Source organism: Deltaproteobacteria bacterium (genome assembly GCA_016874755.1).
In the GTDB taxonomy this organism is placed as follows: Bacteria; Desulfobacterota; Binatia; order UBA9968; family UBA9968; genus DP-20.
On the sequence record VGTH01000052.1, the window covers coordinates 1 to 15,264 of the forward strand.

18 protein-coding genes are annotated in these 15,264 nt (G+C 56.4%); 9 read left to right on the forward strand and 9 right to left on the reverse strand.

From position 1 onward, the window contains the following. Positions 1 to 254: 254 nt before the first annotated feature. The 4 genes from FJ145_22950 (at position 255) to FJ145_22965 (ending at position 4,838) form a co-directional block, all read left to right on the forward strand. Positions 255 to 935, forward strand: a complete 681-nt coding sequence (locus FJ145_22950) for a PEP-CTERM sorting domain-containing protein (protein ID MBM4264268.1) — start codon at positions 255 to 257, stop codon at positions 933 to 935. Positions 936 to 1,079: 144 nt separating this feature from the next. Next, complete coding sequence (locus tag FJ145_22955; GenBank protein MBM4264269.1) at positions 1,080 to 2,348, forward strand: MFS transporter; 1,269 nt, start codon at positions 1,080 to 1,082, stop codon at positions 2,346 to 2,348. Positions 2,349 to 2,350: 2 nt separating this feature from the next. After that, a complete protein-coding gene (locus tag FJ145_22960) occupies positions 2,351 to 2,968 on the forward strand; it encodes a glutathione S-transferase family protein (GenBank protein ID MBM4264270.1) in 618 nt (205 codons plus the stop codon). Positions 2,969 to 3,071: 103 nt separating this feature from the next. After that, positions 3,072 to 4,838 carry a thiamine pyrophosphate-binding protein gene (locus FJ145_22965; GenBank protein MBM4264271.1) on the forward strand — a complete coding sequence of 589 codons (1,767 nt, stop codon included), beginning with the start codon at positions 3,072 to 3,074 and terminating at the stop codon, positions 4,836 to 4,838. Positions 4,839 to 4,964: 126 nt separating this feature from the next. Here FJ145_22965 and FJ145_22970 read toward each other — a convergent pair whose 3' ends face one another. The 8 genes from FJ145_22970 to FJ145_23005 form a co-directional block, all read right to left on the reverse strand. After that, positions 4,965 to 5,762: a hypothetical protein gene (locus FJ145_22970; protein ID MBM4264272.1), complete on the reverse strand. Its 798-nt coding sequence runs from the start codon at positions 5,760 to 5,762 to the stop codon at positions 4,965 to 4,967. Positions 5,763 to 5,939: 177 nt separating this feature from the next. Further along, on the reverse strand, positions 5,940 to 7,331 hold the full coding sequence (locus FJ145_22975; GenBank protein MBM4264273.1) for a C4-dicarboxylate ABC transporter substrate-binding protein: 1,392 nt from the start codon (positions 7,329 to 7,331) through the stop codon (positions 5,940 to 5,942). A gap of 217 nt (positions 7,332 to 7,548) precedes the next feature. Further along, positions 7,549 to 8,544: an ABC transporter substrate-binding protein gene (locus FJ145_22980; protein MBM4264274.1), complete on the reverse strand. Its 996-nt coding sequence runs from the start codon at positions 8,542 to 8,544 to the stop codon at positions 7,549 to 7,551. Positions 8,545 to 8,578: 34 nt separating this feature from the next. Then, positions 8,579 to 9,301: a haloacid dehalogenase type II gene (locus FJ145_22985; protein MBM4264275.1), complete on the reverse strand. Its 723-nt coding sequence runs from the start codon at positions 9,299 to 9,301 to the stop codon at positions 8,579 to 8,581. A gap of 4 nt (positions 9,302 to 9,305) precedes the next feature. Beyond that, a complete protein-coding gene (locus FJ145_22990; GenBank protein MBM4264276.1) occupies positions 9,306 to 10,454 on the reverse strand; it encodes an aminopeptidase P family protein in 1,149 nt (382 codons plus the stop codon). A gap of 58 nt (positions 10,455 to 10,512) precedes the next feature. Beyond that, positions 10,513 to 10,986: a tryptophan-rich sensory protein gene (locus tag FJ145_22995; protein ID MBM4264277.1), complete on the reverse strand. Its 474-nt coding sequence runs from the start codon at positions 10,984 to 10,986 to the stop codon at positions 10,513 to 10,515. Between the two features lie 36 nt (positions 10,987 to 11,022). Beyond that, the gene (locus tag FJ145_23000) at positions 11,023 to 11,481 is read right to left on the reverse strand and encodes a hypothetical protein (GenBank protein MBM4264278.1); all 459 of its coding nucleotides are present in this window, start codon (positions 11,479 to 11,481) and stop codon (positions 11,023 to 11,025) included. Positions 11,482 to 11,614: 133 nt separating this feature from the next. Then, entirely contained in the window at positions 11,615 to 11,809 is a 195-nt protein-coding gene (locus tag FJ145_23005; protein ID MBM4264279.1) for a hypothetical protein, read from the reverse strand. Positions 11,810 to 11,886: 77 nt separating this feature from the next. Here FJ145_23005 and FJ145_23010 point away from each other — a divergent pair, with 77 nt between their 5' ends. The 5 genes from FJ145_23010 (at position 11,887) to FJ145_23030 (ending at position 14,437) form a co-directional block, all read left to right on the forward strand. Further along, positions 11,887 to 12,375 carry a hypothetical protein gene (locus FJ145_23010; protein ID MBM4264280.1) on the forward strand — a complete coding sequence of 163 codons (489 nt, stop codon included), beginning with the start codon at positions 11,887 to 11,889 and terminating at the stop codon, positions 12,373 to 12,375. Between the two features lie 30 nt (positions 12,376 to 12,405). Further along, the gene (locus FJ145_23015) at positions 12,406 to 12,972 is read left to right on the forward strand and encodes a hypothetical protein (GenBank protein MBM4264281.1); all 567 of its coding nucleotides are present in this window, start codon (positions 12,406 to 12,408) and stop codon (positions 12,970 to 12,972) included. Between the two features lie 126 nt (positions 12,973 to 13,098). Then, positions 13,099 to 13,602 (forward strand): flavin reductase family protein, encoded by a 504-nt coding sequence (locus FJ145_23020; GenBank protein ID MBM4264282.1) that lies wholly within the window; start codon positions 13,099 to 13,101, stop codon positions 13,600 to 13,602. A 67-nt stretch (positions 13,603 to 13,669) separates the two neighbouring features. Beyond that, positions 13,670 to 14,038, forward strand: a complete 369-nt coding sequence (locus FJ145_23025) for a VOC family protein (protein ID MBM4264283.1) — start codon at positions 13,670 to 13,672, stop codon at positions 14,036 to 14,038. 87 nt (positions 14,039 to 14,125) lie between these two features. Further along, positions 14,126 to 14,437 (forward strand): monooxygenase, encoded by a 312-nt coding sequence (locus FJ145_23030; GenBank protein ID MBM4264284.1) that lies wholly within the window; start codon positions 14,126 to 14,128, stop codon positions 14,435 to 14,437. A gap of 83 nt (positions 14,438 to 14,520) precedes the next feature. Here FJ145_23030 and FJ145_23035 read toward each other — a convergent pair whose 3' ends face one another. After that, entirely contained in the window at positions 14,521 to 15,228 is a 708-nt protein-coding gene (locus tag FJ145_23035; protein ID MBM4264285.1) for a hypothetical protein, read from the reverse strand. Positions 15,229 to 15,264: the final 36 nt, after the last annotated feature.

Consider the following 15,264-nt stretch of genomic DNA (forward strand, 5'->3'; position numbering starts at 1 on the left):
CCTCAGTGTGCTTTTCTCTCATCGGCGTATCCTTTCCTGCCTGCGCCAACAGGCAGCCTTTCGTTTTTAGATTCGCGAAAGGGTACGCCTACCTATTTCCTATTTCCACACGCTTTGATCATAGCTCTGTAAGAGAACTATACACTTTTGATTGACAGAACAGGACAAAATCTTCTTTAGTTTCAAGGATTGCTCACCGGTATAGGATTTGCCTTTGATATACCTCAAGTCACCAGGACAAGCTTGGGAGAATCATGAAGATATTGCGCCGCTTATCCTTCTTAGCAGTCTCGTTCTGGGGGTGCATTGGACTCTTTTCGTCGATGAGTCCTGCCCGCGCGGGAGCGATTAGCGGAACCAACTCGATCACCGGGCTCTTTGATGCGAGTGTTGGCAATCGGCAAATCACTTTCACAGGCTTCGAGCCTGGGTTCGGCAACGGTGTCATCGCCGATGTGAATATTTCGATCAACTATGCCAAGGCCGATGGTGAAGCGTTCAATCCACCATTTCCCACCTTTGACCGACCGTTTTTTAACGAGATACATTTTGCGATCATCGCTCCAAACGGTATGACCGTTGAGTTGATTGCAGCAAACAGCTTCAATGAAGGTGCGGGCGGCACCAACTTTGATGCCACACAGACCTTCGATCAGCAAGCTGCCAATGTCGTCAATGTGAATCTCGATCTGCCAGCTGCGGGAAGCTTCCGTCCGACCGGACCCGGCAGCTTGAACGATTTCAATGGCTTCTCAGCCCTGGGCACCTGGACGCTGTTCATAGAAGATACTGTTATCGACGACGCTCTACGATTTCGTAGCTTTACGCTTAACATTATTACCGACGTGTTTAGCGTCCCCGAACCGACGAGTTTATTGCTCCTGACCTTGGGCATTGTCGGATTGACCTTGCGTCGTCGTAGATTTTCGAACTAAGAAAACTCGCCCGGCCAGTACAAAGCCCGCTCTGAGCTGTTTCAGGGCGGGTTTTTTTTTGCCTGCCGAAAACTTTTTCACAGTGTAGTCGCGGCGGCGTTAGACATTTGCCTCTCCTGAGGATAAGGCTGAGGCATTCTCGCCATGCCCGATCCCTCGCAGGAAAAAACTTCGGCTCTGCGCCGCTATGGTCTCGTCGCGCTCGGCTTTATTCACATCGCTGTGGGCCGCGGTCTGCACGGCACCTTCGGTGTGTTTTTTGTTGCCTTTCTTGACGCCTTTGGCTGGAGCCGCGCGGTCACGGCTGGTGCCGCCTCGCTGGCGATCATTGTCGAGGGAATTTTCCATCCGATCGTCGGCACGCTGACGGATCGGATCGGCGGCCGCAAGACCCTCTTGTTGGGCGGCCTCGTGCTCGCCATTGGTTTGGCCTTTAGTGCTACGGTCAACTCGGTTTGGCAACTTTATTTTTGGGTTGGCGTTGTCTCTGCGGCGGGTATCTCGCTCATTGGCATGGTGCCGCACGTGGCGATCATCTCGCGTCAGTACGCGAACCGCAAAGCGACAGCGTTGGGCATTGCCTGGGCGGGCGGCGGCGTCGGCATTTTTGTGCTCGTGCCGGTGACGGCCGCGATGATTGCAAACTGGGGCTGGGCCTCCGCCTATATTGGCCTGGCTGTGATGGTGGCGATACTGGTGATACCGCCGGTATTATTTTTCATCCGCGCGGATCATGAGCAAGCGCAAGGCACGGCGAGCCAATCCCATGCGCCTGGTCATGCTAAGCACGCCGTAGACGACGGCGACTGGACCGTCAAACAAGCTTTGACCAATTCTTCCTTTTGGCTGCTCTTTGGCGCCAGAGTTCTGGCGAGCCTCGGCAATCAAATCATTGTGACCCATCAGGTCGCCCATGCCGTGGACGTCGGCTATCCGAAGATTTTCGCGGCGTCGATCTTCGGCGTTATGGGCGTGGTCAGCATCGCCGGGCGGATCTTGTTCGGCTACCTGGCCGACCGCATGCGCCGTGAACTGGTTTACACCTGGGTTCAGGCGGTGTCCGCAGTGGGAACTGTAGCCTTGCTGGCGACCACGGACAATTCCATGCCGATCTTGCTCTACGCCTACGCCGTATTCTACGGCATGGGCCAGGGTTCGCGCGCGCTGGTTTTGTCGGCGATTTCTATCGACGTGTTCAAGGGCAAGAACTTCGGCGCGATCTTTGGTTACTTTACCTTGAGCGTCGGCGTCGGCGGCGCTATCGGCGCCTGGCTTGGCGGTTACCTCTTTGACGTCACGCGCAGTTATCAGATCGCGTTTTCGATTTCGTTGGCCTGTTTAATAGGTTCGGTTTTCGTGGTTTTTATGAGCACTCGTAGTATCAGAGCACAAAGCGCGGCAAGGGGGGCATAGGGATGATTCAACTTTACACTTGGGGCACGCCCAACGGCAAGAAAGTTTCTATCATGTTGGAAGAGACCGGCCTGCCATATGAAGTGCATGCGATCAACATCGGCCAGGGCGATCAGCTGAAGCCAGAGTATCTGGCGATCAATCCCAATAATAAAATTCCGGCGATCATCGACAGCGATGGCCCCGGCGGTAAACCACTCAAGCTATTCGAGTCGGGCGCCATCTTAATCTACCTGGCCGACAAGAGCGGCAAGCTCTGGCCGGCTGACATGGCGAGGCGCTACGAAGTAGTTCAGTGGCTGATGTTCCAAATGGGCGGTGTCGGGCCGATGTTCGGCCAGGCCAATTATTTTTACCGGCTCGAACCGAAAAATCCCGGTGCCATCGAGCGCTTCTACAAAGAAGCGATCCGGCTTTACAACGTGCTCGACAAGGAGTTGGGCCAACGCGAATATCTTGCCGGCGAATATTCGATTGCCGATATCGCGACCTATCCTTGGGTCGGACGCCATGAAGGGCACAACGTGAAGTTGGAAGAGTTTTCCAATGTAAAACGCTGGTTCGATCAGATCGGCAAAAGGCCGGCGGTGCAGCGGGGGATGGAGATACCGAAGAGGTAGCGCCTAGCGTCTCGGGTCTAGCGTTTTGCGTTAAGCGTTCCGCCGCCCTCCAACCCTAGACGCTAGACGACAAAGACTAGACGCTATTCCGAAAGGATTCTAAATGTCCAAGACCGAAAAGCCCCGCGCCGAGTGGGGATCGGACGTTGTCGTCGATCTGCTCAAGGCGTTTGAGTTCGAATACATCGCCATCAATCCCGGCGCGACGTTTCGCGGCTTGCACGATTCTCTCGTGAATTACGGCGGCAACCATGCGCCGGAGATTATTCTCTGCAATCACGAAGAGATCGCTGTCGCGCTGGCGCATGGCTACGCCCGTGCGAAGGGTAGGCCGATGGCGGCGGCGGTGCACAACGTTGTCGGTTTGCAGCACGCCTCCATGGCGATCTACAACGCCTGGGCAGATCGCTTGCCCGTAATCGTGCTCGGCGGCACCGGGCCGATGGACTCGGCCAACCGGCGGCCCTGGATCGACTGGGTGCACACCGCTAACGTGCAGGGCAATCTGGTGCGCGACTTCTGCAAGTGGGACGATCAACCGGCGAGCGTCGAGGCGGTGCCAGATTCGTTCATCCGTAGCTATCGCTTGGCGACCACCGATCCCATGGGGCCGGTCTACATTTGCTATGACGGCGATGTGCAGGAGAAGCAGCTGTCCGGCGAGATTTCAGTAGACATTTCGCGCTACCCCGCACCGCTGCCGCTGCAAGCGCCGGAAGAAGGTTTTGAGAAAACCATCCGCTTAATTCTCGAAGCGAAGCGTCCGGTGATTATTGCCGACTGGGTTGGGCGCAAGGAGGCCGGTTTCAAAGCGCTCGGCGAGTTGGCAGAAATGCTCGCCGCGCCGGTGCTCGATCAGTTCGGCCGGTTTAATTTCCCTGTGCAGCATCCGCTCAATCTCACCGGCCAGACTGATAAAGTGATTCCCCGGGCGGACTTAATTCTTGCCCTTGACGTTCCTGACCTCGAAGGCGCCACGGTACGCCGCGCTCAAGAGCGCGGCAATCGCAAAGCGACTCCATTGATCGCGCCGGGGACGAAGATGCTCAACGTCGCGTTGGACGATCTCCTCGTGCGCGCCTGGGCGACGGATTTTAACAAGCTGCGCGAAGCGGATCTGATGATTCTCGCCGACACTGCCCTATTCTTGCCTGAGTTGGTGCGGCGCTTGACAGGGGAGAAGAGACTTGCGGATCAACAGGGCGCCATCGGCCAGCGGCGCGCCGAGTGGAGCAAGATCTACGAAGACAAAAAGGCGGCGTTGGAAAAAGAGCTGAAAGCCAAATGGGATGAAAAGCCGGTGTCGATGACGCGTATTTACGCCGAGATCAACGAAGCGCTCAAGAACGAAGATTGGGTGCTGACCAACGGCAGCTCGCAGGGAAAAGAGAATTTCTATCTGCCGGCCACCAAGTTCAATCAGATTCTCGGCAAATACAAAGGCGGCGGCTTGGGCTACGGGATGCCGGCGTCACTGGGAGCAGCGCTCGCGCTCAAAGGCTCAGGCAAATTCTGCATCAACATCCAGCCCGACGGCGATCTATTGTTCACTGTGAGTTCGATCTGGACTGCGGTGCATCATCAAATCCCTCTGCTCAGCATCGTCTGCAGCAATCGTTCTTATTTCAATGACGAAGAGCATCAAGAGCGCATCGCGATTCAGCGTAACCGCCCGGCGGAAAATAAGACCATTGGCATCCGTATCGAAGACCCCAACGTCGACTTTGGCGCCATGGCGCGCACCTATGGTTGCTGGGGCGCGGGGCCGATTACGGAGCCGAAGGATTTGGTCAAGACTCTGCGCGAGGCGGTGAAGGTCGTCAAGGGCGGCAAGCCCGCCCTGGTGGATGTGGTTTGTCAGATGCGCTAGCACGACTGGGAAGGAACAGCCTCCGAAAAACGCAAAAGGCGCAAAATAGAATCCGACGTAGGGGTGCGATTCATCGCGCCCGCGTTTCCAACCACCGATCAGATTTGACGGGCCCAAAAGTCGCACCTATTCCTTCGGCGGCACGATCTCGCGTAGGCTTAGCAGCGCAAAATCCAAATTCGCCACGCCGTCTGTTCTCAACGTTGTCTGCCAGCCGCCCCAGTCGACGAGCTTCGAATATTTGCCAGTACTTTTGCCTTCTTCGTCAGTATATTCCGCAAAGAGTCGCCAGTTGTTGCGCGGCTTACCGGTCACTGCTTCGAAAGGCTCCGTGTCTAGGTAGAGACGATTAGTAACTCGCTGGGGTTGGTTGGGCATCGTGAAGCTGACCAGCTTCAAGCCAAACCAGCGATCCGGCGTCAGCGCGGCGTCGAAGTGGGGCCTGAGTGTAATGTAGTCGTAAATCGGGTGCGTTAGTTCCTTGCCGAAGCGCGCCACGGCGCCCATGGTCGCGGCTTGAAAGGTCATCATGGTGCATGAAGCCAGGTCGGGATTTTTCTCCGTATGGGCGCCGCCGCGGATTTTTAGCGAGATCGCCGCGCGTTTCGGATCGGTGATGCCGCGCACTCGCACATAGGCGGTGAACTCTTGGTTCCTTGTATCGGCCGGGCTTGCCAAATAGTCCTGCTGAGTTTTCCAGGTGTATTTCTGTACGCCGCCGCTGGCGTAGATGTGCAATCGCGCGGTCTTTCCCGTGGCGCCCGAGGCATAATTCAAATCATGCGCTGGCACGCTCCAGTAGCGCAGGGCGCCTTCCGTTCGTTCGAGGGCGGTAGTCTTACGTTCGATCTGAAACCGGTTGGTGCTGTTCGGGTTTTGCGCGCCGAGGTGGAAAGCCGATCCCGATGCACTTGGGAACAGCATCGCCACGGCGTCGAAATCAAGCGCACTGTGCGATGGTTTTGTGACGTAGACTGGCGTGGGCTGGTTGATGGCAGAATCTGAGCACCCGGCGGCCAGAGTTGCCCAGGCAATTACTGCAATTACCAATGTTGAACGGACCTTCACTTTGAAAGGGGAACGCGGAACAGTGAACATCTGCTAAGACGTGTGCGCTTCCATTTTCTGCAACCGCGCCCGCACAAGATCGATATGGCCGCGTAAATTATAGCTCCAGTCGGCGTAGCTCCTGCCAACGCGGGTATTGTTGACGCCTTGCTCGATCTCGTCGAGGCGGTCCATGTAGCGTTCGATCTGGGCTGAATCCGGTTGCGTCGAAACGTCGCGTTCCAGCTGTTTGAGATCTTCATACCACTTAAAGACGCGAGACTTCGCCCGCCATTCGATCAGCGTCGGCAAGAAACGAATCGCGGGAACCAGAATTGCGACGATCGGAACAAATAAGACGAACATGCGCTCAACAAAATTGGCCAGCCAGAAAGGCAAATAACGCTGCAAGAAGGGCTTGCCGTTCTGATAAAACCGGCGGGCCTCTTCGGCGAGCGGAAATTCGCCGTCACGCGGTGATGGGAACTCGTTGGCTTTATGTAGCACGCCGGCACGTTTGTGCACTTCGCTTGCCGACTCCACGAGCAGAAAGCCCAGCGCCGGGTGAAAATCATCACGTACGATCAGATTGGCAGTGGTCGCCAGCAGTGTCATGTCGTGGGCCGGCAAATCCAACGCCAGGTCGATGGCGCCGCGCGGCAAATTGAGGACGCTCAAAAAAGTGAAGCGGCGTGTCAACGCCTCGGCTTGCGCGATGCTGGTAAGCTTGATCTCTTTCGCTTTAGCTAGCCTTTGCACGGTCGGGGCGTCAGGGGAGCCGACCAATAAGGCCGCGTCTACTTTGCCAGCGATGAGCGCGTTGGCGGCGTCATTGGTGCCGAGCGGCAAGAGTTCCGTGGTGGGCGCCAGTGCGCCTCCAGCCTTGAGCAGTTGCAATGCCAGGGCGCGGGTGCCGCTGCCCTCAGGGCCGACGGCGAGCCGCTTGCCTGCCAGTTGGCTGAATTTGTCGATCGTCTCTTTGCCGCGATAGAAAATCCACAGCGGCTCAAAATAGACCGCACCCAAGGAGCTCAGTCCTGGGGGCGACTCGCCGCTGACGATGCCGCCTTGAACCAAGGCCGCTACGACGCCGGAGCTTGAGTCTTGTAAGCGTTTCAGATTCTCCACCGAGCCTGCCGATCGTTTGAGCTCCATGGCAATCTTCTCTCGCGCCAAAATCTTTTGGTACTGCTGGGCGAATAAATGATAGGCGCCGCCATCGGCGCCGGTGCTCATGACAAAGCTTTTCGGTGGCGCTGGCTGTACGTATTTCGCTGCAAACCAAAAAGCCGCGATGATTGCCAAAAGAGGCAACCCGGCGATGAATAACAATTCTTTGAGCGCGTCACGGTCGAACTGCAAGCGCCCGTCACTGGGTTTGTGGACGACCGCTCGGACGCGCCGCCGGCGTGTCCGTTGCGAGCTGTTGGGAGGTATTTCTGCCATGAGTTGCCATAGCCATTAGCAACTCTCGGAAAAATATTCAACTAAATATCGTTGACGGTTGCTCCTATTTGCGGTTGTCCAGACCGGCCTTTGCGCGCCGGTCGCGGATGCTGTCGGCCTGGCTCTCCACTTGGGCGCGCATGGACACGAGGGCTTTGCGATTGTCGTCGTAGGCCGCTTTGAATTGCTGTTTCGAAGTAAAACCGTTCCCAACCACTCAGCGGGCGCGGTCGATAAAGCCGCTCTTACGAATTTCGTCCATGAAGCTCGGTTCCACGAGCCGCAAGCTCTCCGGCGTCGCTTTGGCAGCGGCGGGGTTTGACTTGGCGACATCGGCAATCACAAATTCCAACCCTTTGCGTTCCGGCAAAGTCAGCAAGCCTTCGGCGTGTTTGGCGATGTAGAAGTCATAGCCGATGCTCGCTGCCTCGTCGTTGAGACGCAAATATTGTTTGATCAGTCGTACGCCCAGCGCTTTGTCTTTCTTGAGCAGGTAGAGACCTTCGATAACCGCTTTGAGGAAGTTGCTCGCAGCTTGACGATTGGCGTCGAGAAAACTCCGCTTGGCCATCATGCAATTAAAGCAAAACTGCGGCAGGCCCCATTTGCTTTCCGAAAGATCGACCCATAACTTCATGCCCGCGTTGACTGCTGCAGTGGCCTGTGGATCGCTCAAGATCGTCGCTTGCACCTGGCCTGCGAGCAATGCCGCTTGGCGGGTCGAGACACCGCCGAGCTGAATCAACGAGACGCTTTCCGGTTTGACGCCGACTTTCTCCAATGTGAGCTTGGCACTGGTCTCCGACGACGAGCCGAAGCGGCTGATCGCCAGCCGTTTGCCGGCGAGATCTTCGGGCCGCTTGATCTCCGGGCGAACGATCAGTTTGTCGGGAATGAAATTCAAGCCGCCGCCAATCACCGTGACATCGGAACCTCGCAAATTCGCGTTCACCGCCAGCGACGAAGTCGAAAATAGAAATTGCGACTCGTTGGCGAGCAGCGTCTGCATGCCGACGGTGCCATTCTCGATGGCGATGTATTCCAGATCGATGCCATATTTTTTCGCGAGTTTCTGGTCATAGACGACCCAGAGCAATGAGTGAATCGTCGAGAGCCCACCGCTGGCGGCGCGGATGCGCTGGGCCAGAGCTGGCGAATGAATCGCACAAAGCAGCAAGGCCGTGAGGATTGCAAAAACAAGCCGTCTTTCCATTTTTTCAACCGTGAATGTTTTCAATCAGCCCTACTCAGACACCGAGTTTTTCTGCGAGATCAAGGAAGCTGGTCGCAACGATATCGTAGTGACCCACATCGGGCATCGCCGCAGCCTTTCCCGGTCCATGCTCCAGCTCCCGATGAACGAAGGCGGTGCGAAGCCCGTGTTTCTTGGCGGATTGTAAATCATGCTCGTGAGCAGCGACCATCATGACTTGCTCGGGTTTTAGATCAAAGAGCCGCGGTGCGAGGCGGTATACTTCCGGGTCGGGCTTGTAGCGCTGGACGTTTTCCGCCGACAGGACGCAGTCCCAGGGCAGGCCGGCAAACTTTGCCATGTTAGTCAGCAGGGAAATGTTGCCGTTCGATAAAGTCGAGATTACGAACTTGGTTTTGAGCCGTTGTAGACCCGGCACGGAGTCAGGCCAGCCTCTGAGTCGATGCCAGACAAGGTTGAACTGTTGCGTTTCTTCCTCGGTGAGGTTGGTGAGGGAATATTTCTTTAGGGTTTCTTCGAGCATCATTCGATGCAGCTCATCAAGCTTGGTCCATGGCAACTCGCCGTCTTGTACTTTGTCCATGTACGGTCGGTAAATCGACCGCCAAGCATCGGCGAAGGCTGCCCAGTCGATGTTGATGCCCTTGGTTCGACCGAGCTCCTCGCCCTCGGCGATAACGCGCGAACGCCAGTCGACGACGGTGCCGAAAACGTCGAAGGCGAGCAAGCGAATGGCTGCTGTGGCTTTTGGATCCATCATTTTACCCGCACACCGGAAACTTAAATGGATAGTTATGCAGCGCCTCACCGCCGCCGGGTTTCACCACAACGGCAGCGCCGAGCTGCAAGCCGGCTTTGAAATCTTTCGTGATCGGGTTGGGCTGGATGACGTGGACCATGTTTTGTTCCAGCGTCCATTTCTCTAAAGGATGTGCCGCTGATCTTGTTCCTAGCTCGGGGGATTTGCCCGCTTCGCCGTGGAAGACGCTATCATAGCTGGTGAAGCCGGCCTCTTCGATGGCCGACGTTGCGGCGATGATTTGCTCGCTGGTCGTGCCGGGCTTGCAGATCTTGCGCACACTTTCGTAGCATTCATGCGCCGCATCGAAGAGCTGGCGGTAGGTCGGTGTCGGCTCTTTGCCGATGGCAAACGGTCGGTGAATCTGCGTCGAATAGCCCCAGTAGCTCACGGTCAGTTCGGTGATGACCACACTGCCTCGCTGCAGCACGCGCGAGGTTTGCCGTTGCCAGGGGACGAAGCGATCGGGGTTGTCCATGTTGGTCGTCGCAATGAAATGAATGCCGGGATCGCCGCCTTGTTTGATGTAGGCACTGTAGACGATCGACAGAACTTCTTGCTCGGTGAGTCCGGGGCGCAAATTGTTTTCCAACGCTTCGCAGGCGAGATCGGTGAGATCGCCGCTCTTGCGCAGGTAAGCCAACTCTTCTTCGCTGCGCACGCGCCGGATGCGGCCGAACTGCGGGCCAAACTCGACGAACTCCGCTGCGGGAAACTGCTTCTGCAATTCGGTCACGTGGCCGTAGGACATGGCGCGCATGCTGACGAGACCGATCTTGCTTTTGGTCAAGCCACGTTTTTTGATCTCTTCGACAATCGTCGGCATGGGCGTCGGCCCGTACCAGCGCACGTCATCGACAATCGATTGCGCCTTGGCACAGGGTTGGTGATTGAAAAAATGGATGAAGACCGTAGCGTCACCCTGGCGCGGAAACAGCAGCCAGCAGGGCGACTGCGGCAAATAATTCGCCAGGTAGGAGACCTCCGACGAGCCGCGCGCGCCGGCAATAAAAATTGCCTCTATGTCGTCTCTCTGCATCGCGGCGCGAATGGCGCCGTAGCGGCGGCCGTACTCGGCTTCGGAGAAGCGGGGAAAAAGATTGTCTGCCATCGTCGGTCCTTTCGGTTTCGCTGCAATCGAATTTGCCTCGAATTTGATCGAGTGTGTATCAATTCAGCTGCCAGATGGCAAAGTTCAAGGCTGTGGCAAAAGCCACCCACAGTGCATAGGGAACAAAAAGCCACGCGGCGACCACGTTGGCATGGCGCGCCTGGGCGATAAAAATGACGATTGCGATCAGCAAAAGAATGATGTCGATCAGCGCGAGCCCCGGCCGTTGGAGACCAAAAAATAGAAAGGACCAAAGTCCATTCAAGATTAGCTGAGTGCCCCAAAGCCACATCGATTGTAACTTGGCCGGGCTCTTGGAGCGCCAAACGAGCCAACCGGCAACGGCGATGCCGATGTAGAGTGCGGTCCATACAGGGCCGAAAAGCCAGTTGGGCGGTGTCCACGCGGGCTTCTGCAGGGCGGTATACCAGGGACCTGGACCGAACTGAGTGCCGATCAAAGCAGCGAGAAAAACCAAAACAACAAAGACGACCAAAGACGACCAAAGACGACCAAAGACGACCAAAGACATATGCCGCTCTCCTGGCCCATGAGTATTTGAACTGATCTAGATTTTGCGGAGCGCGCGCAGCTGTTGCAAGACCTGTTCGAATGCCTCCGGTTGTGCCTTGGAAGCCGCGGTTTTGTAGAGGGCGTAGCGATGGTGAGCCGGCCACAGGTTCCATTCTTCCGCGCTTACGCTCGCCTGCAATTCGGCGCTTTTCTGCGCCACCGCTGCGGGCACCTTCCCGGCCTCCCAAACACCAGCGTCCATGGCTGCAAGTTTTTCCACTGTCGACCCGCGATGCTTTTTTGAAAGGAAGCTCAAATATTCGGCGAAGACCAGCTGCTCCTCTTCGGTATCGCAGGGGAGGTGGCAGAGAACTTGGCGCTCTTCCAGGTCAAAGGCAAGCCAATCTTTGAGTGAAAGTTTCATGCCCGTCACGTCAAGTTTCCGTCGCACGTCGAGAGGCAAACGGCTGAGTTTCGGATAAAACTCCGCTTCGTATCGATATTTGTGAAACATAAGACCGGTTGCCTTCAGCTGTTGAGAAAAGTATTTTCCTCAACGATTGAGGTAAGTCAAACTAAAAGAGCTAAAATGTGAGGGACGGCGCTCGGGCAATTACCGGGCGAAAAGGAGTGGGCGGTGCGCTGTGCTAATGGTCGGTGGTCAGTGGTTTGACTTGAACCGGACGCGAGGCTTTCGCCTCGACCGTTGCAGGAGATTGCTCCGTAAGCAAGATCGGTTTCGCGCGCAGGCTAAGGCGCAGCCAGTTGCGCAGATTTTGAAATCCCATGGTGCGTCGCTTCGGCGGCACATCGGGTATGAGAATCTTTTTCGTTCTGCGCATTTTTCGTTACCTGAAAGAAAAATCGGTCATGTCAGCGCAGACTTTAGTCAGGTGATGGTTTAGATTACGTTATAGCTATGCAACACCAACCCAATTCCAGCGGTGTCCCGCGTCCTCCTGAAGCCGAGGGGTTTTTCACGGGCGTGCAGGTACGCCCGTTGATCCTCGGTGTGGTCGTCGACTACATCGCAACCTATTTCGTGATCTACAGCTATTTCTTTATCTACTGGGCCAATCAGGCCGGAGGTCAGAAACCGCCATCGCCCGAGGCGATCACGCAGTACATGCAGAGCTATGAGGGCATGATGATCACACTAACCCTCGGAGCTTTGGGCACACTGATCGGCGGTTTTGCCGCGGGGCTCAAGGCCGATTCTCACGAGATCAAGCATGGCGCGTTTGTCGGTTTGGGTTCTTTGACGTTGTCCTTTATCGAGCAACAAATGGCCGGCGGGGAGCTTCGGCCGATGCCCGAATGGATGCGCGCTGTGTCGATATTGTCGATCATTCCTGCGGGGGCGTTGGGTGGCATGTTTGCAAGCTTGCTCAAAGGTAGAAGATCGTAGCCACGGCATTTTGAATCAAAGGAAAGCGCGTTGCGAGAAGCAAAACAATTTCGTCGCGCGGTGCCCGGCGACTACGCCGACATCGTCCGCCTCAACACCGAGAACTTTATCGCCAATCTCTCCGCCGAGGAGCGCGGCGACGGTTTTTTGTCAGCGGTTTTCACCATCGAGCAGGTGGCTGCCATGGCGAGCGATTTGGGCATCATGATCGCCTTGGACGGCGGCGCGGTCGTTGGCTTTGTCTGTGCATTCCGCAACGACTTCGACCACGGCTCGCCCGTCGTCGCGAAGATGATCGAGTCCTATGACCGGGCGAGGTTCGAGGGCAAGCTGCTTACCGAATACCAAACCTACGCCTACGGTCCTGTCTGTATCGACCGACGCTATCGTCGCCAGGGTCTGCTGCGCGGCCTCTATGAAGCGCAGAGAAACGATCTTGCCGGACAATTTGAAGTCGGGGTCGCGCTGATTGCCCGCGATAATCCGCACTCGATGGAGGCCCATGTCAAAGGGTTGGACATGATTGAAGTGGGGGAGTTTGAGGTGAACGGCAAGGTCTTCGCGACGGTGGCGTTTCGTCTGCCGGCGAAGAGCTAAGGGCTAAGCGGTAAGCGCAAAGAGCGCTTGCGGTTTGCTGCGATCCCTTGCGCAAATCTGTGCGCTTCCATAGAATCGGGCGTCATTTGGGGCGAATAACAATTCATTCGAAAGGAACATTGACCAATGGATGCTGATGCCAAGAAAACTGCGCTGCGCATGATACCCTACGGGATTTACGTTCTGACTTCGGAGGGCAAGGACGGCAAGGTTGCCGCGGCAACCGTCAATTGGGTGACTCAGACCGCCTTCCAGCCTCCGCTGGTGGTCGTCGGCGTGAAGACCGATTCCGGCGCCCATGCAATCATCAAAGAGACTAGAGTGTTTGCTCTGAACATGCTCGGTAAGGACCAGAAGGGACAGGCCTTTACCTTCTTCAAACCGCTCGAGCGCGACGGCAATTCCATCGGTGGCGAGGCCTTTCGTAAGGGCAGCCTGGGCGCGCCGATTCTGGAAAAAGCGCCGGCCTTTGTTGAATGCGCGCTTGTGCAGACCGTCGAGATTGGCGATCACTCAATCTTTGTTGGCGAAGTGAAAGACGCCGGCGTCGCGGTGGCACCGACTGGTCGGCCCGATGACGCGATCCTCGCCATGCGCGATTTAGGCGATAAGGTTTTTTACGGGGGATAGGCGCGCTAAGCGCGCCGGTTGCGGGTTTGGGGTTTCGATTTTCGGGTTGTAAGAAGGAGAACCTACGATGGCAAAGATTAGACATATCGCTTACCGGGCGGAGGACGTGGACGCGATGGCGAAGTTTTTCGTTGACGCTATGGGTATGAAGATGATTCAGAAGCGCAAAAACAACGCCATCGATTTGAGCGATGGCGAAGTGAATATCACCGTGTTGCCGCTGGCGGCGGGCATGGGCGGCAAGGCTGGCATCGATCACATCGGGTTCTCCGTATCCAACGACCAGGAGCAGTTCCAAAAGATGGAGTCCTGCGGCGCCGTCAAGGCAGGCGCGGTGAACCTCGGCACGGCGTACTATGAGGACAAGTACAAAGGCCCGGAAGGGATCATTGTCGACGTTGGCCACTGGCAGGGCGCGGCGCCGGTGAAGGAATAATCGTTGCTCGTGGTTCGTGACTCGTGCTCGTGCCGAAAATTACGAGCATAAGCCCCGAACACGAGCGACGAGCACGAGCGACGACCCATGATAACCACCGTGGTAAATTTTATACTGCCGGCGCCGGTGAGCCGCGATAAAGCCAAAGAACTTTATCTTGGCACGGCACCGAAATATCGCGAGGTCGCGGGGCTGGTGCGCAAATACTACTTGCTGACGGAGGACGGCGGCACCGGCGGTGGTGTTTACCTGTGGAAATCCAAGGCCGACGCCGAGAAGCTTTTTACTCCCGAATGGAAGCAGTTTATCAAAGATCGCTACGGCGCCGAGCCAGTGATTACCTATTATGAAAGCCCGGTGCTGGTCGATAATCTCACCGGTGCGATCAGTTCCGATTGAGTTGCGCTCAAAAAGAAAATAGCGAAGAGGCGCCCCGCGAGGGCGCCTCTTTTTTTTCGGGGTTGCAAACGCTCTGGCGCAAGCTATTTGATCGGTTGAATGAGCACGCGCAGGACCTTGGCTGCGTCAGCGTAACTCTTACCATCGGCGACTTTTTTCACCATACCGTTTTCAGCTTTGCCGGTGTTGGGGCCTTTTTGGCGCGGGCCCTGGTCCGAGCCGATGCCTGGTTCTTGGTCCACTTCGGTGCCGGCATCCCACAGCATGAGCTGCGCGCTGATGTCGCCGCTGATCGCTTTGCCGTCTTTGAACAACTCAATGCCGGCTTCGCCAGGAGCGTAGAACCAATCGTTGGACTGGCCCATCATCAGTGTCATCGATAACTTGTCGCCTGGCATTGCCGAAAATGTCGCTTCGTAAGCCGCCCCCGGTGTGATTGGCGCTGGACTGCTCAGGCCCAAGGGGGTGTTGTAGACGACCACCGACTTGACGCCTTTCGCGCCAGTCAGCGATTTCGCAAGCATTGCGGGATTGCCATCTTCGGCCTGCGCCTCTAGACCTTTGCCGCGATCCTTTTGTCCCTCGCTGAAGACCGGCGCTTTGTCGCTGTGCACGATTGCCGTGCCCGGCGAGAATGCCAACGACCACTTGGTGCCGTTGGAGGCAGTAAACGCATCGGGCTTGGAAATGTTCTCCACGCGGATGGCAAATTTCGTTTCGCCGTTAGCAAACGCTGCGCCGGTGACGCTCAGCAGCATTCCCGCAATAAGGCCCAAAACTTTCATATTCATGGTTGCTCCTCCTGGTTTATTCGTTGATAATTTCTG